The sequence below is a fragment of the Ruegeria sp. F5 genome (genome assembly GCF_056533845.1).
Map to the genome: position 1 here is coordinate 35,303 of NZ_JBQFOU010000008.1, position 21,892 is coordinate 57,194.

Sequence of the window (21,892 nt, forward strand, 5' to 3'; positions counted from 1 at the left end):
TTCACAGCTTGCGGAACTGCGGCTCAAGCGCCGCCAGCGCGTCCAGCGTGTTGGCGGGCAGATGTGCGTCCAGATAGGGTTCAGCGGCCTGTATCGCTGCTGCGATCGGCTGGTAGTTCTGCCAGCCTTTCAAGGGATTCAGCCAGACAATGCGCCGCGCCTTGCGCCGGATGCGGGCCAGAACATCGCCCAGCGCGTCCGGGTCGGAACTGCAATAGCCATCCGACAGGATCAGAACGATGGTGCGGCCATTCAGGGCGCGCGCGCCGTAGCCGTTCAGAAAGCGCTCCAGACTGCCCGAGATGTCGGTTCCGCCGCCGAACCCCTCGGCCATCAGAGACAGCCGCCCGGCAGCGCGGATCGAGTCATGATCGCGCAGCGCATCCGTCACCCGCATCAGGCGGGTATGAAACAGATAGGCATCCGCCTGTGCCCCGCTGCCGATCAGCCCCTTGAGAAAGGACAGGAACACCCGGGAATATACCGTCATCGACCCGCTGACATCACATAAGGCCACGATCCGCATCGGGCGCGGCGGGCGGGCACGGCGGAACAGGTCCATCGGCTCACCCCCACGGGCGAGGCTGGCGCGCTGAATGCGCCGCATGTCCAATGCCGGTCCTTTAAGCGACTGCTTTCGCCGGCGGGACCGGCGGTCGCGGATCGCGCGGGCCAAAGCCAAAGCCACCGTTTCCGCCTGTTTCAGGGTCTGTTCATCCATCACATCCCGCAGGTCCCGGCGCGACAGGTTGGCCGTTCGGGTCGCTATCAGCTTCCCGTCCATCCCTTCGGCCTCCCCGTCGCCCGGATCAGGAGTGGTGGCTGCCTGATCTGTATCCCCTTGCGTGTTTTCCCCGTCCTGATCCGACCCTTGCCAGATCATCGGCTTGGCGGATTGCACGCGGACAAAAGACGTCTGCGCCATCCCCGTGCGCTGCTTGCCCGCATTGAACCAATAGGCATCGAACAGCTCGTCAAACCGGCGCCAATCCTCGGCGTCTCCGGCCAACAGCGCGCACAAGGCCTGCCGCGCCTGATCCGCATCGGTCGCGTCCACGGCGGTCAGGGCCGCAAGCGCATCCCCGGTTTCCCGCGGACCCACGCGCAAGCCGTTCATGCGCAGATGCGCAATGAACCCGGACATCCGGTCAGCAAACCCCGCAGCCCGGGAGGGAAAGCGCGTCACCTGCATCACGCAACCTTTCCGATCAGGCGGTCCATCACCTCGGGCGGGGCGGCATCATAATCGGCGGCGGTCTTCAATAGGCAGACCAGCGTCGCCTGCACTTCGTCCCGCGATTTCGCCAGATCATTGACCCCCAGCCCCGACAGGGCGGCGGCCCAGTCCAGCATTTCGGCAATCCCCGGCGTTTTCTCAAGGTCCTCCCTGCGCAACGCCTGTACGACACTGACGATCTGCCGCGCCAAAAGCGCCTCGACTTCGGGCATCCGGGCCCGCAGGATCGACATCTCGGTCTCATTCGACGGGTAATCCAGAAAACTGTACAAACACCGCCGCCGCAACGCGTCCGACAGGTCCCGCGTCCCGTTGGCGGTCAGGATCACGATGGGCCGCGCTTTGGCCTCGACCGTCCCAAGTTCGGGGATGGTGATCTGAAAGTCCGACAGGATTTCCAGCAGATAGGCTTCGAACTCCTCATCGGCGCGATCAATCTCATCAATCAGCAAAATCGGAGGGCTGTCCTGCGAGATAGCCTCTAACAAAGGGCGTTTCAGCAGATAGTCGTCGGAAAACAACTGTGCCTCAGCAACCCCGCCCTGCGCCTCGCTGGCCCGAATGGCCAGCAACTGCCGCTGATAGTTCCACTCATAGATCGCATGGCTGGCATCCAGCCCTTCGTAACATTGCAACCGGATCAGTCGCGTCTCACGCCACGCCGCCATCGCCTTGGCCACTTCGGTTTTGCCAACCCCGGCAGGGCCTTCCAGCAGCAACGGCCGCCCCAAAGCCTGCGCCAGATACAGCGCCATCGCCAACCGATCATCGGCAACATAGCCCTGCGCGGCCAACCCGTTCTGCACGTCACTCAAACTCAAAACCAGGATCCAATCTTCATCTGTCCAAAAATATCCCGGGGGTCCAAGGGGGCAGAGCCCCCTTGCCTTGTCGGACCGGCAAAGCCGGTCCGAACCCATTCACCCATGCATCCCCAACCCATTGGCGATCTTCCAGATCCGCCAGTGATCATGCGGCATATGGCTCTGCACCAGGCCAAAAGGCCGGAACGCATCATGCACCGCGTTCGAGAAACAGGGCACGCCCCCAACATTCGGACTCTCACCCACGCCCTTCGCCCCAATCGGATGGTGCGGGGACGGCGTCACCGTGTAATCGGTGATGTAGTTCGGCGTCTCCCAGGCGGTCGGCAGGAAGAAATCCATCAGCGTGCCGGTCTTGACGTTGCCGATCTCGTCATAGGCGATCTCCTGACCCATCGCGATGGCCAGCGCCTCGGTCACGCCGCCATGAACCTGCCCGTCAATGATCATCGGGTTGATCCGCGTGCCGCAATCGTCCAGCGCATAGAACTTGCGCACGTCCCATTCGCCGGTATCCACGTCGATCTCCATGACACAGATATAGGCCCCGAACGGATAGGTCATGTTCGGCGGATCATAATAGCTGACCGCCTCCAGGCCCGGCTCCAACCCTGGGATCGCCTGATTATAGGCGGCGAAAGCGATTTCCTTCATGGTCTTGAACCGCTCGGGCGCGCCTTTGACGGCGAAGCGGTCTACATCCCATTCCACATCGTTGTCATGAACCTCCAGCAGATAGGCTGCGATCATCTGCGCCTTGGCGCGGATTTTGCGCGCGGCCATGGCGGTCGCGGCACCGGCAACCGGCGTTGACCGGGACCCATAGGTCCCCAGCCCGTAGGGCGCCGTATCGGTGTCGCCTTCCTCCAGCGTGATATCGTCGGCGGGCAGGCCGATCTCGCTGGCGATGATCTGGGCAAAGGTCGTGGCATGGCCCTGCCCCTGAGAGATCGTGCCCAGCCGCGCGATGGCGGACCCGGTCGGGTGGATGCGAATCTCGCAGCTGTCGAACATGCCCAGCCCAAGGATATCGCAGTTCTTCACCGGCCCGGCCCCGACGATTTCGGTGAAATGCGTCAGGCCGATGCCGATCAGCTTGCGGGTCTTGCCAGCCTTGAACTCCTCGACCCGCTGCGCCTGTTCGGCCCGCAGACCTTCGTAATCGACAGCCTTCAGCGCCTTGTCCCATGCGGTGTGATAATCGCCCGAGTCATATTCCCAGCCCAGCGCCGACTGATACGGGAACTGATCGGCGCTGATGAAGTTAATCCGCCGCAGCTCGGCCGCGTCCATGTTCAGCTTGATCGCCAACACCTCGATCATCCGTTCGATGAAATACGCCGCCTCGGTCACGCGGAAGGAGCAGCGATACGCCACCCCGCCCGGCGCCTTGTTGGTATAGACCCCATCAACAGCCAGATAAGCGGTCGGGATATCGTAGGACCCGGTGCAGATATTCATGAACCCCGCCGGGAACTTGGTCGGGTCGGCACAGGCGTCAAAGCCGCCATGGTCCGCCGTGGTATGACACCAGAGCCCGGTGATCTTGCCATCCTTGGTCGCGGCGATCTTGCCCTGCATCCAGTAGTCACGGGCAAAGGCGGTGGACATCAGGTTCTCCATCCGGTCCTCGACCCATTTCACCGGCTTGCCGGTGACGATCGAGGCCACGACCGAGCAGACATAGCCTGCATAGGCCCCGACCTTGTTGCCGAACCCGCCGCCGATATCGGGGCTGATCACGCGGATATTGTGTTCGGCCAGACCCGAGATCAGCGAGACAACCGTGCGGATCGCATGCGGGGCTTGGAACGTCCCATAAAGCGTCAGCTTGCCGGTCACCTTGTCCATGCTGGCCACACAGCCGCAGGTTTCCAGCGGACAGGGATGCGTGCGGTGGTAATAGACCATCTCCTCGGCGACCACATCGGCCTCGGCCAGCACCGCCTCGGTCGCGTCCTTGTCGCCCTGTTCCCAGGTGAAGATGTGGTTGTGATGTTTGCGCGGCCCATGCGCACCTTCGGTCTGACCCTCAAGGTCTTCGCGCAGGACCACCTCGGATTTCAGCGCCTCGAAGGGGTCGGTCAGGACGGGCAGTTCTTCGTACTCGACCTCGACCAGTTCCACCGCATCCGCCGCGATATATCGGTCCTCGGCGACGACATAGGCGACCTCCTGCCCCTGGAACAACACCTTGCCGTCGGCCAGTACCATCTGCTTGTCACCGGCCAGCGTCGGCATCCAGTGCAGACCCAGCGGCGACAGGTCCTCGGCGGTCAGCACGGCGATCACACCGGGCAGCGCCAGAGCGGCCTCTTTGTTCACGCTGACAACGCGGGCATGAGCGTAGGGAGAGCGCACGAAATCGCCGAACAACATCCCGTCCAGCTTGATGTCATCGACATAATTGCCCTTGCCCTGGGTAAAGCGCACGTCCTCGACGCGCTTGCGGGCGCAGCCCATGCCTTTGAGGTTGGCGGCGCGTTCTTCGGGGGTCAGAGTCTGATCGTTCATTCTGCCGCCTCCTTCTGTGCATTGAGCAGGTTAGCCGAGGCCGAGATCGCCTTGACGATGTTCTGATAGCCGGTGCAGCGGCATAGGTTCCCGGCCATGCCAAAGCGGATGTCTTCCTCGGTCGGGTTGGGGTTTTCCTGCAGCAGCCGATGCGCGCGGGTGATCATGCCCGGCGTGCAGAAACCGCATTGCAGCCCGTGATGTTCGCGGAACATTTCCTGCAACACCCCGAGGCTGCCATCGTCGTTGGTCAGGCCTTCGACAGTGGTGATATCGGCCCCGTTCACCTGCGCCACAAAGGTCGTGCAGGATTTTACGGATTTGCCATCGATATCCACGGTGCAGGCCCCGCAATGGCTGGTTTCGCAACCGATATGAGGACCGGTGATTTTCAGGTCTTCCCGCAGGAAGTGGATCAGCAACGTGCGCGGCTCGGCCAGACCTTCGACCTGTTTGCCGTTCACGGTGAGTTTGACGTGCATTTTCGACATTGATTCCCCTCCTCAACCCGCGCGGCTTTGCGCACGATCGATGGCGCGGCGCAGCATCACGGCGGCCACGTGTTTCTTGAACTCGACGGGGCCGCGATTGTCGGCCACCGGGTCGATCGCATCGAGCATCGCGGCGACGCAGCCATCGACATCCCCACCCGCCAACGCCGTGCTGGCCGTTTCGGACCAAACCGGTGTATCGGCCAGATTGGTCATCGCGACCGAGGCCGCACCATTGCCGACCATCACCGCCGCGGCGGCGGTGGCATAATCGCCGATCTTGCGCTTCTGTTTCTCGTAAGCCTGACCGACCCCCGCACCGGGAAAAGGGATCGAAATCCGGGTCAGGATTTCCTCATCCTCGCGGGCTGTGAAATACGCCGCCTCGTAGAAGTCACGCGCGGCCACGCTGCGCGATCCGTCCGGACCGGACAGCTCAAAGGTCGCGTTCAGGCATTGCATCAGCCCCGGCATGTCATTGCCCGGATCGCCATTGGCGACATTGCCGCCGACGGTGCCCATATAACGCACCTGCGGGTCGGCGATCTGCAAAGCGGCCTCGCGGATCAAAGGAATGGCTGCGGCCAGTCCGTCATGGGTGATGAGCTCGTGCTGGGTCACCATCGCGCCCAGCGAAACGGCATCCGCGCCGATCCCGATGCCCTTCAACTCGTCAATTGCCTGAAGATCGACCAGATGGCCCATCTCGGCCATGCGCAGCTTCATCATCGGGATCAGGCTATGCCCGCCCGCGATCACCCGCGCCTCGTCTCCGTGTTCCTGCAAGATGCCGATGGCCGAGGCGATATCGCCTGGCCGGTGATACTCAAAACCGGCTGGTATCATGTGTTTCCTCCCTGGGTCCGGGCGATGTGCCTTGGGGGACCTGAGGCAAGGAAAGGGCGCGGGGGTCAGCCGTTCCAGTCAAGGGAAACAGGGCGCGCAGCTTGTTTCACGAAATGCGAATGGGCTGCACGAGTTGCGATCAGAGGCCCAGCGCCTCGCGAACATCGATCAGGCGCGACCGGCTGACCGGGACTTTGGACAAGGCATCGACACCATCGAAGTAACAGGTGCCGTTGTCCTTGTGACGCTCGAACCCCGAGACATGTTTGGGATTGACCAGATAGCTGCGATGGGCACGCAAAAACCCGTCGGGTTTCAGGCGGGTTTCGGCCTCGGTAATCGACCACGGGCAGAACAATTTCTCGGCCCCCATGTACAGCACGGTGTAATGCCCCTCGGCACGGATTGCGGCGATGCGGGCGGGTTCGGCGAAAAAGGTCTGGCCCTCGCGCTCAAAGGGAACGCCCGCGCGCAGTTGTGCCGGTGGGGTGGGTTCCGGAATATCGGGCTGCGCCGTGTCCTTGGGGTCAATGAAAGTGATCCCTGTCAACAGAAACGCGCCGCAGATCAGAAAGACCGCGACGGTGACACCCATCGCCAGCACCCGGTTGTTCAGCGCCGGCCCGGCCCCTCCGGCAGTGTCGGTGGCGACAAAATCGGTCAGGCCGGTCGCCACGAAATGCATGGTGAACACGGCCAGGCCAAAACACGCGGTGCCCAGCAGGATATTGCGCTGGGTGCGGTTGTCATAGGCCACCCAGATCGCCAGCACCGACAACACGACCGAAGCCAGCGTCGAGAGTCCCACATCCCAAAGGGTGTAGACCGGGCGGCAGAGCTCCATCCCGGCCATGCCGACATAATGCATCACCACGATGCCAAGGCCCACGATCACCCCTGCACCGACGATGGTCTGCATGGTGCGGGGGCGGAAATGCAAAAGCAGCAGGGCCAGCCCCACCATCAGGATCGCCACCAGGGCCGAGATCAGGGTGATCAGCGCATCGTAATAAAACAGGATCGGCAGTTGCAGGCCCAGCATCGCCACGAAATGCATCGACCAGATGCCACCGCCCAGAATGACCGCCGCCAGCGCGACCACAAGCTTGCGGCGCTGGTCGTCCAGCCGGGACGCGCCATGGGTCAGGTAAAGGCCCGTAAACCCCGCCATCAGCGCCACGGCCAGCGACGCCGCCACAAGCCAGGCGTTATGAGAATAATCCAGCATTCAGGTTTGCACGCCCTCCCCGACGCGAGGCAGACCCTAGCAAACCGAATGGGGTGCGACAATCGCCTGTAGGGCCCGGGGGGATCAGGCCTGTTTCTCGGCCTGCTCGTCAACCGGTTGCGCGTCCAGCTCGATCACGTCCGGGTCGTCCCCGCTGTCCGCCGTGTCATCGTCTTCGGACTGATCCTCAAGCGCGCCGACGATCAGGGGCAGCATATGCACACCGGTGGCTGTGGCGATTTCCGGCGTCTGCGGGGTTTGCCAGCTGAGCGTATCGAAGCTGCCGCAATTGGGGCAAACCGGGGCCCATTCGGCCTGAATGTCATGGCAATTGTCACAGACCCATTGCGGACCGCGCGGCGCGTTCAGCGCCTTGGCCAGCCAGCCCTGCACCACCGCGTCCGAGGACCCTTCGCCCCGCTCGATGGCCGCCATCAGAGTGTAAGCGCGGGCATCGCCCTGTTCTTCGACCACATCACCCAATGCGCGGCGCGCTTCGGGGAAGTCTTCGGCGACGATATTCAGTTCGGCCAAGATCAGGCGGGTTTCCATGTTCTTGGGGTGAATGCGGGTCAGCGCAGTGAACCGTTTGATCCGGGCAACCGGGGTTTCGTCCGGCACTATCTCGGCAAAGGCATGGGCCAGATCGGGATGGGGCTGAACCTCCCACGCTTTTTTCAGGATCTTGGTCGCGGCGCGGGGTTTGCCCTTTTTGATATAGGCCCGTGCCGCCAGCGCGGCAGCGGGGACCAGATCGGGGGACAGGCGGTTGGCCTCGATCGCGTGTTCCTGCTGCTCGACCGTGGCGTCTTCGTCCAGAATGCCCTTCGCTTCGGACAGCGCCAGAACCGCGTCGCGGCGCTTGAACACGTCGCGCGGCAGGTGCCCGGCTTTCAGCTTCGATGTCAGCGTCGACCGCGCCCCGGCCCAGTCCTGCGTCTTGGTTTGCAGGCTCAACAGAACGTCCTGCGTTTCCTCGTGCCGCGGTTTCAGCGCCAGAGCCTTTTCCGCCAGCTTGCGCGCGGTTTCATCATCGCCTTCGGCCAGCTTCTGTTTCATGATGCCGCGCACACCGACGAAGCGGGTGGCGTTGTTCGTCACCAGTTTCTTGTAGGTCTCGGACGCTTTTCTGGTGTCGCCGGTCAGTTCCGCCGCCTGCGCCACCAGCAGATTGGTCAGTTCCGGCTTGTTCAGCAGTCTTTCGGCCTTGTGAGCCTTGGACATGGCCACGCGCCCCTCGCCCGAGGCCAGCGCCATGATCCCGTCCGCCAGCGCCTGATAGCCGCGTTTCTCGCGGCTGCGGTCGAAGTAACGCGACAGGGCGGTTTCATCGCCGTTGAGGAATTTCAGCGTCGCCACCAGCAGGCTAAGCAGCTTGAAGAACAGCCAGACCGCAAAGACAAGCACGCCCAGCGCGATCACCGATTGCAACGGGCCAAGCGTGTATTCGGTGCCCGCCACGGTGATCTGCACACCGCCGCTGGTCTGCATCAGGAACTGCGCGCCCAGGGCCAGCAGGCCGATAATCGCTACAAAAACAAGGATCTTAAACAATGACCACAGCATGGCAGGTCCTTCAGTTCGAGTTCAGGCTTGACGCAAGCGTCGTTGCGGCATCAACGGCAGCGATCCGGGTCTGGGCCGCCTGCATCCAGTCGGCCAATGCCGTCTGGGCTGCCTCGGGCAGAGATTGCAGATCGGTCAGTGCCTTGGACAGGTCGCCCTCGGATAGCGCCGCTTGCGCCCGTGACAGAACCGCATCGGGGCCGTCCCCATCCTGCGGTGTCACTGAACGCGCGCCGGTCTGGCGCTGCAGGAAGGCCACCAGCCCGGTGCCCTTGTCGGCATCCCGCGCATCGGCCAGCGCGCTGCGCGCTGCCGGATCAAAAGACGCCCGCAGCGAGGTCAGGGTTTCGACGCCTTTTTCCGAAGGCCCCGATAGCGCATCCGGCACATCCACACCGCCCGATTTCAACTCGGCCACCAGATCAGCATAGGGCTGACCCGCATCCAACTGGCCCTGCAGGCGCGACAGGGTAGCCGCATTGGTGGCAGCCTTGGACTCGGCCGCGGCTTTCGCCTCGAGCGCCTGCGCGTCCGAGACCATCTTTTCCACCTCGGCCCGCTGCGCCGTCAGGGATTCGCGCAATTTCTCCAGTTCCGCCTCAAAAGCGGCGGTGACTTCGGGTGAGACATTGGCCTCAATCGGCGCTTTCTCCAGCGCAGCGATCCGGTCCGACAAAGGCGTCACCTGCCCGGTCAGAGCCTCGACGCTGGTTTTCACCCCGGCCAGATCGCTTTCCACGGGGCTCAGTTTGTCCGACAGCGCCGTGATCTGATCCGACAGCCCCGAGGTATCGCCGCTATCCGCCACTGTCTGGGTCAGCTTGGCGATCTGGTCCGATTGATCCGCCAGCTTGCTTTCAAGCGCGGCAATCGCCGGATCGGGACCGGCGTCGTTGGACGGAAGCAAATCGCCGCGCCCGGCAAAAAACCCGATTGCCGCGGCGACGATGCCGCCAATCAGGGCCGGAATGAACCCGCCGCGTTTTTCGACGGTGCGTTCGATGATTTTCTCTTCCACCGGCGCGGGTTTCTGTTCTGCGGACTCGTCAGGCTGCTCAGCCAGTATTTCGGCTTCGGCTTCGGCTTCGGCTTCGGCTTCGGCTTCGGCTTCGGCTTCGGCTTCGGCTTCGGCTTCGGCTTCGGCTTCGGCTTCGGCTTCGGAAAGTGCCTCGTCTACAGGCTCTGCCGGGTCAAGAGCGGTTTCTGCCACATCAGGTTCCGAGACGTTCGTCACATCTTCGGCACCCTCATCGGTTTCGGGGGTTTCCACCGGTTCCTGATCGGATTTCTTCTTACCAGCCACCGCCACATTCCCCTTATCGATTCTAAAATCACCAGAACTACAGACCCGGCTAGGTTAATCCGCGCCTGTCTCACCCTCAACCCGCATCGCGTGTTTCACAAGCTTTTTGACGGCTTTACCCATTTTCTTCGGGGTCGGCTCTTTGGCGATCCTCAGGCGTTCATACCGCAAGGTTTTAAGGGGTTCCGCCGTTGCGTGGCTGATTGCGGCCAGCCACAGGGGCGCGGAACCGGTCCAGATATCGGCAAATTGTCGCGCCGTGCGGGGGGAAAATATCGGGGCCAGAACCGGCGCATTTCCGGTTGCCGCTTCGACCGCCTCGTCCGTTAGCGGCAACAGGCGCTGCTGATAGACCGGCAGTTCCATCGTGGTCAGCCCCGCTTCGGTCAGCCGTTCGGCAACCTCGCCCCGGCCATGCTCACCGCGCAGGTGCAGCAGCGGGCTTGGGGGTCTGAGTTGCAGCAGCGCGGCCACCAGTTCCTCGGCTGTTCCACCGACCATCTGCGCCTGCCACCCGGCCCCCTTGGCGGTGCCGGTCGTCGCCGGACCCACGCAATAGGCCGGCAGGCTGCGCGAAACCTGCAGCGACGCAGCCACATTGACCGCATTGGCCGAGGTGAAGATCAGGCCCCGCATCCCGTCGGTCAACACCTGCACGTCCAAAGGCCGGATATCCAGCAAGGGGGAATGTATCACCGTCAGCCGGGACCGGGTGCGGGTCGGCAGTTGCGCAACAAACCTCTCCGAGGCGGCGCGAGGACGGGTCATCAACAAATACAACGGGCGGCGCCTCGGCCTTGGTATTGTTTGCGTCTGCGCGGGGTGATACCCCGCTTGGCAGCGATGATGCAACGGATCAGGCCGATGGTGCAAACACTTACCGTGTTGGGGTTGGAAAGCAGCTGTGACGATACAGCCGCCGCAATCGTGCGCCAGACCGAGGGCGCGCGGGCCGACATCCTGTCCTCGGTCGTGCATGGCCAGACCGAATTGCACAGCGCCTTTGGCGGCGTGGTTCCCGAAATCGCCGCGCGGGCGCATGCGGAAAAGCTGGATGTCTGCGTGGGTCAGGCGCTGGAGGGCGCCGGTCTGGCGCTTGCCGATCTGGACGCCATCGCCGTCACCGCCGGACCGGGGCTGATCGGCGGCGTTCTGTCCGGCGTGATGTGCGCCAAAGGGTTAAGCGCCGCAACCGGGCTGCCACTGATCGGGGTGAACCACCTTGCGGGTCATGCCCTGACCCCGCGTCTGACCGACGGGATTGCGTTCCCCTACCTCATGCTGCTGATGTCGGGCGGGCATTGCCAGTACCTGATCGCCCATGGCCCCGAGCAGTTCACCCGGCTGGGCGGCACAATCGACGACGCCCCCGGCGAGGCTTTCGACAAGACCGCCCGCCTGCTGGGTCTGCCGCAACCCGGCGGCCCATCGGTCGAGGCCGAGGCCCGTTCCGGCGATGCCAAGCGCTTCCGCTTTCCGCGACCTCTGCTGGACCGTCCCGGCTGCGATCTGTCCTTTTCCGGTCTCAAGACCGCGCTGATGCGGATGCGCGATCAGATCGTGTCGGAAAAAGGCGGGCTTACCCGGCAGGACCGCGCCGATCTGTGCGCCGGGTTCCAGCAGGCCGTGGTCGACACGCTGGCCGAAAAATCTCGGCGCGCCATTGCGCTCTATCTGCAGGAACACCCGGCTGAACCGGTGATTGCCGTGGCCGGAGGGGTCGCGGCAAATACCGCAATTCGCCATGCGTTAGAGTCTGTTTGTGACGAAACGAACACCCGGTTCACCGCCCCGCCTCTGGCCTTGTGCACCGACAACGCAGCCATGATCGCCTATGCCGGGATGGAGCGGTTTCGCACCGGCGCGCAGGACGGTCTGGACCTGACCGCCCGGCCCCGCTGGCCCCTGGACCAGACCAGCCCGGCAATGCTGGGCAGCGGCAAAAAGGGGGCCAAGGCATGAGCGTTTCGGTTCTGGGGTCCGGTGCATTTGGCACTGCCTTGGCAATTTCTCTGGCGGGCAACGGGCCGGTCACGCTTTGGGCGCGGGATGCGGATCAGGCAGCGCATATGGCCGCAACGCGCGAAAACCCGCGCCTGCCGGGTGTGGCTTTGCCGCCCGGTATCTCCGTCACTGCCGACATTGCCCTTGCCGCGCAGGCGGACAAGCTGCTGCTGGCGGTTCCGATGCAGCAATTGCGGTCTGCCCTGTCCCGGCACGCCGACACACTGGCGGGCAAAACGCTGGTCGCCTGCTGCAAGGGGATCGAGCTTTCCACCGGCATGGGTCCGGTTGCCGTCATCACCCAGACCATCCCGGACGCGCAGCCCGCCTTGCTGACCGGCCCCAGTTTCGCCGACGATATCGCCCGAGGCCTGCCAACTGCGCTGACCCTGGCCTGCGCTGACTCGAATTTGGGCGAGGCCCTGCAAGCGGAACTGACGACCGCAAATCTGCGCCTCTACCGCACCACGGATACCGCGGGTGCGGAGCTGGGCGGTGCGTTGAAGAACGTGATGGCGATCGCCAGCGGTGCCAGCATCGGCGCAGGCCTCGGCGACAGTGCCCGCGCGGCGCTGATCACACGGGGTTTCGCCGAAATGCAGCGCTTTGCCGCCCTGCGCCGGGCGCAGCCAGAAACCCTGATGGGGCTGTCCGGCCTGGGCGATCTGGTGCTGACCTGTTCGTCGGAACTGTCGCGCAACTACCGCTATGGCCTGTCGCTGGGCCGCCAGCAAAGCTTTGACGCCAGCACCACGGTCGAAGGCGTCGCCACCGCCCGCGCCACGGCGGAGATCGCCGCAGCAGAAGGTCTGGACATGCCCATCTCTACAACAGTGGCGGAACTCAGCCATGGGGCCTACAGTGTGGCTCAGGCGATTCAATCGCTGCTGGGTCGCCCGCTCAAGGAGGAATAAGATGCTGATCGCCCTGATCGCCCGTGACAAGGACGGTGCCCTGCAAACCCGGCTGGACAACCGCGCCGCTCATCTGGCCTATATCGAGGAAACTGGCGTCGTTGCACAGGCCGGTCCACTGCTGGATGGCGAGACGATGATCGGCTCGCTGATCATTCTGGACGTCGAAGACCTTGCCGCCGCGCAGGGCTGGGCCGCGAACGATCCTTATGCGCTGGCCGGGTTGTTCGCTTCGGTCGAGTTGATCCCCTGGAAACGGGTGATCGGCTGATGGCGTATTGGTTGTTCAAATCTGAACCCTCGACCTGGAGCTGGGATCAGCAGGTGGCCAAGGGTGACGCGGGCGAAGAATGGGATGGCGTGCGCAACTATCAGGCGCGCAATTTCATGCGCCAGATGCAACTGGGCGACCGGGGGTTCTTTTATCACTCACAAAAGGACAAGGCGATTGTCGGAATTGTCGAGGTCTGCGCCGAGGCGCATCCCGACAGCACCACCGATGACGACCGCTGGGACTGCGTCGACATCAAAGCGGTGCGTCCATTCACGACTCCTGTAACGCTGGACCAGATCAAGGCGGATGAGCGGCTGGCCGAAATGGTGCTGGTCCGCAACTCGCGCCTGTCGGTGCAACCTGTGACCGAGGCCGAGTGGGCGCTGATCTGCAGGCTGGGCCAGACGGACCCCGGTTGAGGCGGCGTGTGCTGACGGGCACGAATCTTCTCAAATGAATATCAAAATGTTATAAATCCTGCGGCTACGCCATGTGGGGGCATGTCGGATGCGGATTTCGCACCTGCACACCTACCTGTTGGCGTTGTCCGAGTACAAGTTGGTCCTTTTTCGAAGTTCGAGCCCATGTCTGATGTTTCAGGCAGCAATGGGGCGTTCGAAGATACCGTTGCTGCGCAAGATGCAAGAAACTGGGAAGCGCGCCTGAAAGAGGCGCGGAAGCAACGCGCCGCTGCTCTGGCCGGGGCCAATGGACACGCGCCCAGGAAACCTGTGTCTGACCCCGCCTGGGATCAATCTCCGCCATCGCCGGAACAGACCACGCTTGAAAAGATCGTCGCGGAAGAACTGCGTCCCGAGCCCGAGGTGGAGTCCAAAGAGGAACCTGTCCGGAAAGCGCCGATCCGGGTCGGATATGCGGCCCTTGCGGCGGCTGTGTTCTGCGGCGCTGCCCTGCACTGGGCGGGTGCGAAGGTCGTGAGCAACTGGAACACCGCCGAAGATGTCGCGGACGCGGGGCAAGAGGCATCTGAAGCGGCGCCCGTTGACGATTTGCCCGTTCCTTTGGCTGTCGTGTCAGCTTCGCTGTCCGACCCCGAGGCGTCGGATCCGTTGGATGTGCCGTTGGCCAGCACGCAGGACACCGCCCTTTTGCCCGAGGCCGATGCGGCCTTGGACCCCTCGCCCGCAACGGCGCAGTCTGCATCCTCTGACACGGTTCCCACCCCGCCACCCACCGCCGAGCCGCAGCCGGACCAGATCGTCGCATTGGCGAATGCCCGGACCGTTCCGGAGCCAGCCTATTCTCGCAAACCGCCCACAGTTAGTGTTCCGGCATATTTCAGTGTTGTACCGGCGCCCCAAACACAGGACACTGTTGGGTTGCCGCCGCCTTCCCCGCAAAGCTCTGTCTCAATGGCAGCCCTCCCAACCGGCCCGAACGGCACCTCGCAAACCGATCCGACCGCGCTTGACCCGTTTCCCGGCGACAGCATGAAACCTCCCAGCCCGGCCTTTTCCGAGGTAAAGCCGCTTATACCCAAGGAACAGATCGAAGCGTTGGCAGTGTCCCTATTCGTACCGGCGAGAGTGTCCGAGGACGCCAGCAACAAGGCGCTGGCGGTTCTGACCGGAGAGCAGGCCGAAGTGGTCGCAACGGCGCGTGTGAATTTTAGGGTCAGAGAAACCCAGGTTCGGTTCTATCATCCCGACGATGCAAGGAACGCCGAACTGGCCGCAGCCGCGCTTGGCGGAATTTCCCGGGATTTCACCAACTCCGGCAGCAAAACCCGCCCCGGACATATTGAGGTTTATCTGGCGGGCAGCGGTGGCGCGGTACAAAGCAAGCCGCCCGAGAAACAGACAATGTTCGACCGGTTCCTAGCGCGGCTTCTGAACGATGGCGGATAAGAATTTGGGAAGGCTCTGACAGTGCAGAACCTTCCCTACCCCGCGTGCTCCCTACTCACCACACGCAGATGGAATCTCTTGGTTCTGACCGTCCTGGTCATGGGGAAAAGCTAGCCGCTCCTGCGGCTTGCTTCAAACGCCAAATACGTAAACTCTGTTTCAAATTGAAATCGCCCGCCGAGGGTCCGGCGGGCGCAAACACCTCAAAGCGGGTTTAGCTGTAAACAGACTCTTTGCCGAAATGCTTGGTCAGCATGTAATAGACAACCGCGCGGTATTTGTTCCGCTCGGACATGCCATAGGTTTCCATGGCTTTGTTGATCCCTTCCATCAGCTCGGGGCCATCCGACAGGCCCAGCTTTTTGATCAGGAAGTTGTTCTTGACGGTTTCCAGTTCGCTTTCCTGGCTTGCGGCAACCGTCGCTGCATCCGCATCGTAAATAGCCGGACCACATCCGATGGTGACACTGGTCAGCAAGTCCATATCGGGGTCCATGCCGCATTTGGTCTTCAAATCATCGGCGTATTTTGCGATCAGCTCGTCGCGTTTTCCCATTAACGTCTCTCCCTACAAGCAGTTCAGGCTGCGTTCACTCAAAATCCCTGAAAAAGGTTTGGGCAGGGTAATCAGTGGGGATTTTTTAACAAAGGGAAAAATTCCGCGCATTCCCCGTAAACCCGAGACTCGCCGATATGGTGGTTGATTTTCGATGCTCTGTTATTTAACATTTGTGTTAAATTGATTGTTAAACCCCTGTCAGGAGAGTCCCATGCCCGTTTCCTTGCCCAATGAAAGCCCCGAATATCGAACCGCCCGCAACCGATTGTTGGCCGCCGAGGCCGAACTGCGCGCGCAGGTGGAACAGGTCGCTGCCCTGCGCCGTACATTGCCGCAGGGCGGGACTGTTCCGCAGGATTATGCCTTTCAGGATCCGGACGGGGGTGCCGCGCCCTTGTCGTCGCTCTTCGGGTCGCATGACACGCTGGCCATCTATTCGCTGATGTACGGGCCGGATGCCGACCAGCCCTGCCCCATGTGTTCCGCCTTTCTGGACGGGCTGAACGGGCAGGTTGCGCATATTACGCGGACCATCGCCATATCCGTGGTGGCACAAAACACGCCCGAAAAACTGCGCGCGCTCAAAACCCGGATGGGATAGCAGGACCTGCCGCTCTATTCCGCGCTGGGCACAACGTATCAGCGCGATTATCTGGCCGAGAGCGAGGATGGCAGCCAGTTGCCCATTCTGAACGTCTTTCAGAAGGACGAGGCCGGTATCCGGCATTTCTGGAGCTCCGAGCTGTTCTTTGAACCCAGCGACTGGCACCCCCGCCATGTGGATGCGGCCTGGCCGCTGTGGAACATTCTGGACCTGACCCCAAACGGGCGCGGCGATTTTTTTCCGTCCCTGCGCTAAGCCGCGCCTATCGGCAATAGCCCCAGCCGGGGCCTTGCAGGTGAAAATGGTCGGCATGCAAGCGGTTGAAATCCGGCCCCAGAACCACGCGGAACCAGTCACAGGCCCCGCGCCAGATCTGGCGCAGGAACGCGCCTTCCGGCCCGTCCGCACCCCAATCAGACAGCAGGGTCAGGCTGCGCCCATCGGCGAATTGCACCCCTTTGATGTCAATCGCATCCGCCGTGGCGTGGCTGCTCCATCCGTTGTCCTGCCCCTGCGCCGAGCGCATCCGGCGGCAATTGTAGCTGCCCACATGCTGCAATCGGGTGGCGGACGTGCCCAGCAGGTTTTGTGCCGCAGGCTGGACCACGTGATGGTCCCACATGGCCAGCCGCAATGTGGTTGTGCAGCTGGTTTCGACCGGTTCTATACGCGAAGTCACCAGCCCGGACAGCAGACCCCGGCCCGTGATACCGCAGTTTTCATCCACGACCAGATCCTCCATCGCCGCGAAGGATACACCAGCCTCGGACAAGGTGGCCCGGCACTGCGCCTCATCCGCCAGCGCCCGGTTCAGCTGAAACCGGGTGACTGGCGTGACGGGTGCGGTCACTTTCAACTCGCGCAGCGGGTTCCAATGCGATGGCACCGGTGTTTTGGGATGCGCCAGCAGCAGATACCCAGCCGACCCAATAAGACATAGAAATACAATGATCGAAAAGAAAGACGCCGCCAGATGCAGAATCCGGCGGCGTCCAGACGTTTTGGTCATACCCGACCCGCGCTTAGTAGCGGTAATGTTCCGGCTTATACGGCCCTTCGGGCTTCACGCCGATATAGGCCGCCTGTTCGCTGTCCATCTGGGTCAGCTTCACGCCGATCCGGTCCAGATGCAGGCGGGCGACTTTCTCGTCCAGATGCTTGGGCAGGATGTAGACCTCGTTGTTGTACTGATCGCCCTTGGTGAACAGCTCGATCTGTGCCAGAACCTGGTTGGTGAAGGATGCCGACATCACGAACGAGGGGTGCCCGGTGGCGTTGCCGAGGTTCAGCAGGCGACCTTCGGACAGCAGGATGATGCGGTTGCCCGAAGGCATCTCGATCATATCCACCTGTTCCTTGATGTTGGTCCATTTGTGGTTCTTCAGGCTGGCCACCTGAATTTCGTTGTCGAAATGGCCGATATTGCCGACGATGGCCATGTCCTTCATCTCGCGCATATGCTCGATGCGGATCACGTCCTTGTTGCCGGTGGTGGTAATGAAGATATCAGCGCTGGCAACTTCGTCCTCCAGCAAGGTGACTTCGAACCCGTCCATCGCCGCCTGCAGGGCGCAGATCGGGTCAACTTCGGTGACCTTCACACGGGCCCCCGCACCGCGCAAGCTGGCAGCCGAGCCTTTGCCCACGTCGCCATAGCCGCAAACCACGGCAACCTTACCAGCCATCATGGTGTCGGTGGCGCGGCGGATGCCATCGACCAGCGATTCCTTGCAGCCGTATTTGTTGTCGAACTTCGACTTGGTGACGCTGTCGTTCACGTTGATCGCCGGGAACGGCAGGTGGCCATCTTTGACCAGCTGATACAGGCGGTTCACACCGGTGGTGGTTTCCTCGGACACGCCCTGAATTTGGTCGCGCATCTTGGTGAACCAGCCCGGCGATGCCGCCATGCGCTTGGCAATCTGCTTTTTGATCACCTCTTCTTCTTCCGAACCCGGTACTGGAATGATGTCCTCACCCGCTTCGGCCCGTGCACCCAGCAGGATGTACAGCGTCGCATCGCCGCCATCGTCCAGGATCATGTTCGGGCCGTCTGCAAACAGGAAGGATTTGTCCAGGTAATCCCAATGCTCTTCCAGCGTCTGACCCTTGATGGCAAAGACCGGAATGCCCGCCTCGGCAATCGCGGCCGCCGCGTGATCCTGGGTCGAGAAGATGTTGCACGACGCCCAGCGCACATCCGCGCCCAGCGCCACCAGCGTTTCGATCAGAACAGCAGTTTGGATGGTCATGTGAAGCGAGCCGACAATGCGCGCGCCGCTCAACGGTTTGCTTTCGCCGTATTCCGCACGCAAGGCCATCAGACCCGGCATTTCGGTTTCGGCAATGTCCAGTTCCTTGCGGCCGAACCCGGCCAGCGAAATGTCTTTAACGATATAGTCCCCGGCCATCAGGTGCTCCATTCACGGCAAATCACAGTTCGGGCTGCCCCTAGCATTCCTTGGGGCAGGTGGCAATGTGAATGACCGAAAACCGGATGTTTACACAGCCAAAATCAGCTGGGCGTACCCTCGACCTTGATCTTCGGGATCGCTTGGAAAAAATCGGTGCCAACGGCGACAATACAACTAATGCCGTTCGCGTGGGTCACAAGGACGGTGTAACTTCCCGTTTCCTCCGAGGTCCAGACCTCCATGACCGACTGCGCGCCGCGTGTTTTCTGCAAACCACCGAATGCCAGCTCTTCGGAATAGCTGTCTTTCAGTTTTGTGATCACATGCTCGCGCTCTGCACAATTCTGGGCAAAGGCGGGCGGGGCGGTAGCGGCCATCCCGAAGGTCATGGCGATTGCAAAGAGACGTTTGAACATAGCATGCTCCTTTCGATCCGTGGTTCAGGTTCGAGGAGGGCACACTGGGAGGAGTATGCGCCCCCCTCAGTCCTTTATGTCGGGATCGCAGCCTGCGCATTCAAAGCACGAATGCTCAAGAAAACGTTGGCAGCGAGTGACCCAGACAGGTACATCATAGCACTAAAAATACGATTAAAATGTGTCCAACTTCACAAGGCATGGCAGAATGGCAACACAACCCCGAGCGTGGCAGAGAATGCTGTCAGGCCGCAGGCTCGATCTGCTGGACCCGACGCCGGTTGATATCGAGATCGAAGATATCGCCCACGGACTGGCCTTTGTGGCGCGCTGGAACGGGCAAACGGGCGGCGATTTCGCCTATTCCGTGGCAGAACATTCCCTGCTGGTCGAAGAACTTTTTGGCCGGATCGCGCCAAAAGCCCCGGCCAAATGGCGGCTCGCGGCTTTGTTACATGACGCGCCGGAATATGTGATCGGAGATATGATTTCGCCGGTCAAATCCGCCGTCGGGCCGGATTACGGCACGCTGGACGACCGGCTGGCGGCGGCCATCCATATCAGGTTCGGCCTGCCTGCGGAGATTCCGAAAACGGTTAAACGGCAGATAAAGAAAGCCGACAAGATCAGCGCCTGGATGGAAGCCACGCAGATCGCGGGGTTTTCCGAGGCCGAAGCCACGAAGTTCTTCGGTCGCCCTGATAAGGTGGTGATGGAGGGGTTAGGGATTACTTTGCGCCCACCGGTTGAGGTGCGGCGGGCGTATATGGAGCGGCATGAGGTGCTGATAAAACTTCTATAGAAATCCAACTTCATCTAGTGGCGGCTGTGAGCCTTTCTTTGACATTGAGAATAGGTACTCAGCGTGCGATGCACGAAGCATGGACACGAATAACTTTCTTCGAGCACAAAGAGGCCAAGCTACTAAACGGCAGCGCTGGCAAGCTGGGGCGTTAGTTGAGATTCCAATAGCTGAAAACTGTTGGGCATATGGGCAACTTGGGGAAGAGTATTTCGTCGCGGTTTTTGAAGGATATTTCTCAGAACGCCCGGCAATCGAAGATTTGATTCACCTGCCGATATTGTTCAAGTCCTTTGTCTATCGTGACGTTATTAGTAGAGGTTTTTGGCTGAATGTTGGCCGGGTTGAGCCTCGAAGTGATGTGATGAACGAAGATTACCGTTTCAAGCAGGACAAAATTTCCGGGGCTCTTTCGCTTTATCATTCAGACTTTGCTGAGCAAGGCTGGGAACGGCCAGCGCTTCTGAGCGAGTGCCTTGAATTGGAATGCGTTGCTGTTTGGGAGGCAAGTCATGTTGAAGACCGGATCATCGCTGCGCGTATCGGCCACGAATGTAAATGGGTCAGTTCCTTGGCGATAGATGTGCCAAGAGTTCCCGCAAACCAGAACGACATTCATTGAGGATAGATGTCCGCTTAGTCCGCTTTGCAGACTAAAAGAATATCCTCTGAACAGAAGCCTGCTTCAGATCTTTGCTCGTTCAACGCTCATTACCGCGGGCTGCGCTTCGCCAAAATCCGCTGCAACGTCCGGCGGTGCATGTTCAGCCTCCGCGCGGTTTCCGAGACGTTCCGGTCGCACAGCTCATACACCCGCTGGATATGCTCCCAGCGCACGCGATCTGCGCTCATGGGGTTTTCCGGCGGCGGGGGCAACTCGTCGCCCTTGGCCAGCAGCGCGTTGGTGATGTCGGTGGCGTCGGCGGGTTTTGACAGGTAATCCGTCGCGCCGATCTTCACAGCGGCGACGGCGGTGGCAATCGCGCCGTATCCGGTCAGCACCACGACCCGGCTGTCGGGGCGCTTTTCGCGCAGCACTTCGACCACGTCCAGACCGTTGCCATCCTCAAGCCGCAGGTCCACCACGGCATAGGCAGGCGGGCGGGCGGTGGAAATGGCGCGGCCCGCGGCGACGGAACCGGCGGTTTCAACCTCGAACCCGCGCTTTTCCATGGCTTTGGCCAGACGTCTCAGAAACGGCTCATCATCATCTACCAGAAGCAGGGATTTGTCAGGGCCGATATCAAGCTGGGAACTGTCTGCCATATGTTGGGTCTTTCCGCTATTTCATGCCTTTGGCTTGAACATGAGTAATAGCAGCGCCATTTCAAACGTCAAACAGGCCGTCAAGTTACATCTGTTCAATAAAACAACCGACCTTGTCCGCCATCTGCTCGGCGGTGTCATCGCGCTTGAAGAATTCCAGAAACCCATCCTCGGGCGTGACGAGATAGGTGAAGGTGGAGTGATCCACCAGATAGTACTCGTCACTTTTGTCATGGGCCTTGTAGTAGGTCTTGTAGGCCTTGCTTGCGGCGTCGACCTGCTGGGGCGAGCCGGTCAGCGCGATCATGCGTTCGTGCAGGTTGAAGGCATAGTCGCCGATCACCTCGGGCGTGTCGCGATCCGGGTCGACCGAGATGAACAGCGGCGTGACCGACAGGCCGCGTTCGGCCAGAATGTCCACGGCCTCGGCGTTACGCGACATATCGAAGGGGCAGACATCCGGGCAGAAGGTGTAGCCGAAGTAAACCAGCGTTGGTTCGGTGATCACATCCTTGTCCGTGACGGTCTCGCCCGCGCCGTTCACCAGTTCGAAGGGCCCGCCGATGGCAGCCGTGCCGCCGGCGATCTGGCCGGTCCGGCACTGCGCGTACTTGTCGTCCGCGCCACGACCCGTCAGCAGCCACATCGCCCCAAGACCCACGGCCAGAACAACGGTTGCAAGTATGGCGTAAAGGCGGGTCATGGCGCGGGTCCCAAATTTTAGGGGTTGTTGAACGTTTCGACCGGGACACCTATCAAGAT

22 protein-coding genes and 1 pseudogene are annotated in these 21,892 nt (G+C 61.5%); 8 read left to right on the plus strand and 15 right to left on the minus strand.

Annotated features, from left to right (window positions below):
• Position 1: 1 nt before the first annotated feature.
• The 9 genes from ACR0K1_RS13625 to ACR0K1_RS13665 all read right to left on the minus strand — a co-directional run bounded on the left by ACR0K1_RS13625 (position 2) and on the right by ACR0K1_RS13665 (position 10,777).
• Complete coding sequence (locus ACR0K1_RS13625; protein ID WP_480851140.1) at positions 2–1,192, minus strand: vWA domain-containing protein; 1,191 nt, start codon at positions 1,190–1,192, stop codon at positions 2–4.
• Positions 1,192–2,058: an AAA family ATPase gene (locus ACR0K1_RS13630; protein WP_480851063.1), complete on the minus strand. Its 867-nt coding sequence runs from the start codon at positions 2,056–2,058 to the stop codon at positions 1,192–1,194. The genes ACR0K1_RS13625 and ACR0K1_RS13630 overlap by 1 nt, the downstream gene beginning before the upstream one ends.
• Before the next feature lie 99 nt (positions 2,059–2,157).
• Positions 2,158–4,575 (minus strand): aerobic carbon-monoxide dehydrogenase large subunit, encoded by a 2,418-nt coding sequence (locus ACR0K1_RS13635; RefSeq protein ID WP_480617488.1) that lies wholly within the window; start codon positions 4,573–4,575, stop codon positions 2,158–2,160.
• Positions 4,572–5,066, minus strand: coding sequence for a (2Fe-2S)-binding protein (locus tag ACR0K1_RS13640; protein ID WP_480851065.1), 495 nt, complete (start codon positions 5,064–5,066; stop codon positions 4,572–4,574). Before ACR0K1_RS13640 ends, ACR0K1_RS13635 begins: the two co-directional genes overlap by 4 nt.
• Positions 5,067–5,078: 12 nt before the next feature.
• Positions 5,079–5,912 (minus strand): FAD binding domain-containing protein, encoded by an 834-nt coding sequence (locus ACR0K1_RS13645; protein ID WP_480617490.1) that lies wholly within the window; start codon positions 5,910–5,912, stop codon positions 5,079–5,081.
• Between the two features lie 139 nt (positions 5,913–6,051).
• Positions 6,052–7,140, minus strand: coding sequence for an MHYT domain-containing protein (locus ACR0K1_RS13650; RefSeq protein ID WP_480617492.1), 1,089 nt, complete (start codon positions 7,138–7,140; stop codon positions 6,052–6,054).
• An 84-nt stretch (positions 7,141–7,224) separates the two neighbouring features.
• Positions 7,225–8,706, minus strand: a complete 1,482-nt coding sequence (locus tag ACR0K1_RS13655) for a heme biosynthesis HemY N-terminal domain-containing protein (RefSeq protein WP_480617493.1) — start codon at positions 8,704–8,706, stop codon at positions 7,225–7,227.
• A 10-nt stretch (positions 8,707–8,716) separates the two neighbouring features.
• Positions 8,717–10,009, minus strand: coding sequence for a COG4223 family protein (locus tag ACR0K1_RS13660; protein WP_480851068.1), 1,293 nt, complete (start codon positions 10,007–10,009; stop codon positions 8,717–8,719).
• Between the two features lie 54 nt (positions 10,010–10,063).
• Entirely contained in the window at positions 10,064–10,777 is a 714-nt protein-coding gene (locus ACR0K1_RS13665) for a uroporphyrinogen-III synthase (protein ID WP_480611816.1), read from the minus strand.
• Positions 10,778–10,873: 96 nt separating this feature from the next.
• Here ACR0K1_RS13665 and tsaD point away from each other — a divergent pair, with 96 nt between their 5' ends.
• The 5 genes from tsaD to ACR0K1_RS13690 all read left to right on the plus strand — a co-directional run bounded on the left by tsaD (position 10,874) and on the right by ACR0K1_RS13690 (position 15,069).
• Positions 10,874–11,971, plus strand: a complete 1,098-nt coding sequence (tsaD, locus tag ACR0K1_RS13670; protein ID WP_480851070.1) for a tRNA (adenosine(37)-N6)-threonylcarbamoyltransferase complex transferase subunit TsaD — start codon at positions 10,874–10,876, stop codon at positions 11,969–11,971.
• The gene (locus ACR0K1_RS13675; protein WP_480611817.1) at positions 11,968–12,927 is read left to right on the plus strand and encodes an NAD(P)H-dependent glycerol-3-phosphate dehydrogenase; all 960 of its coding nucleotides are present in this window, start codon (positions 11,968–11,970) and stop codon (positions 12,925–12,927) included. The genes tsaD and ACR0K1_RS13675 overlap by 4 nt, the downstream gene beginning before the upstream one ends.
• 1 nt (position 12,928) lies before the next feature.
• The gene (locus tag ACR0K1_RS13680) at positions 12,929–13,198 is read left to right on the plus strand and encodes a YciI family protein (RefSeq protein WP_480611818.1); all 270 of its coding nucleotides are present in this window, start codon (positions 12,929–12,931) and stop codon (positions 13,196–13,198) included.
• Complete coding sequence (locus tag ACR0K1_RS13685; RefSeq protein ID WP_480611819.1) at positions 13,198–13,620, plus strand: EVE domain-containing protein; 423 nt, start codon at positions 13,198–13,200, stop codon at positions 13,618–13,620. Before ACR0K1_RS13680 ends, ACR0K1_RS13685 begins: the two co-directional genes overlap by 1 nt.
• A 165-nt stretch (positions 13,621–13,785) precedes the next feature.
• On the plus strand, positions 13,786–15,069 hold the full coding sequence (locus ACR0K1_RS13690; protein ID WP_480851071.1) for a hypothetical protein: 1,284 nt from the start codon (positions 13,786–13,788) through the stop codon (positions 15,067–15,069).
• Positions 15,070–15,283: 214 nt separating this feature from the next.
• Here ACR0K1_RS13690 and ACR0K1_RS13695 read toward each other — a convergent pair whose 3' ends face one another.
• A complete protein-coding gene (locus ACR0K1_RS13695) occupies positions 15,284–15,625 on the minus strand; it encodes a DUF2853 family protein (RefSeq protein ID WP_480611821.1) in 342 nt (113 codons plus the stop codon).
• A 214-nt stretch (positions 15,626–15,839) separates the two neighbouring features.
• On the opposite strand from ACR0K1_RS13695, the pseudogene ACR0K1_RS13700 reads away from it, so the two are divergent.
• A pseudogene (locus ACR0K1_RS13700) lies at positions 15,840–16,487 on the plus strand (DUF899 family protein).
• A gap of 7 nt (positions 16,488–16,494) precedes the next feature.
• On the opposite strand, the gene ACR0K1_RS13705 reads toward ACR0K1_RS13700, so the two are convergent.
• From ACR0K1_RS13705 to ACR0K1_RS13715, 3 genes are all read right to left on the minus strand, one after another.
• Positions 16,495–17,241 (minus strand): extensin-like domain-containing protein, encoded by a 747-nt coding sequence (locus ACR0K1_RS13705; protein WP_480611823.1) that lies wholly within the window; start codon positions 17,239–17,241, stop codon positions 16,495–16,497.
• A 13-nt stretch (positions 17,242–17,254) separates the two neighbouring features.
• Positions 17,255–18,643 (minus strand): adenosylhomocysteinase, encoded by a 1,389-nt coding sequence (gene ahcY / locus ACR0K1_RS13710; RefSeq protein WP_480612389.1) that lies wholly within the window; start codon positions 18,641–18,643, stop codon positions 17,255–17,257.
• Positions 18,644–18,747: 104 nt separating this feature from the next.
• The gene (locus ACR0K1_RS13715; protein WP_480611824.1) at positions 18,748–19,062 is read right to left on the minus strand and encodes a hypothetical protein; all 315 of its coding nucleotides are present in this window, start codon (positions 19,060–19,062) and stop codon (positions 18,748–18,750) included.
• 208 nt (positions 19,063–19,270) lie between these two features.
• On the opposite strand from ACR0K1_RS13715, the gene ACR0K1_RS13720 reads away from it, so the two are divergent.
• Both ACR0K1_RS13720 and ACR0K1_RS13725 read left to right on the plus strand, forming a co-directional pair.
• On the plus strand, positions 19,271–19,864 hold the full coding sequence (locus ACR0K1_RS13720) for an HD domain-containing protein (RefSeq protein ID WP_480611825.1): 594 nt from the start codon (positions 19,271–19,273) through the stop codon (positions 19,862–19,864).
• A gap of 79 nt (positions 19,865–19,943) precedes the next feature.
• The gene (locus tag ACR0K1_RS13725; RefSeq protein ID WP_480851072.1) at positions 19,944–20,486 is read left to right on the plus strand and encodes a hypothetical protein; all 543 of its coding nucleotides are present in this window, start codon (positions 19,944–19,946) and stop codon (positions 20,484–20,486) included.
• 89 nt (positions 20,487–20,575) lie between these two features.
• Here the strand turns inward: ACR0K1_RS13725 and ACR0K1_RS13730 are convergent, their stop codons facing one another.
• Both ACR0K1_RS13730 and ACR0K1_RS13735 read right to left on the minus strand, forming a co-directional pair.
• Positions 20,576–21,130 (minus strand): ActR/PrrA/RegA family redox response regulator transcription factor, encoded by a 555-nt coding sequence (locus ACR0K1_RS13730; protein WP_050604676.1) that lies wholly within the window; start codon positions 21,128–21,130, stop codon positions 20,576–20,578.
• An 85-nt stretch (positions 21,131–21,215) separates the two neighbouring features.
• Positions 21,216–21,833 carry an SCO family protein gene (locus tag ACR0K1_RS13735; RefSeq protein ID WP_480851073.1) on the minus strand — a complete coding sequence of 206 codons (618 nt, stop codon included), beginning with the start codon at positions 21,831–21,833 and terminating at the stop codon, positions 21,216–21,218.
• Positions 21,834–21,892 lie beyond the last annotated feature (59 nt).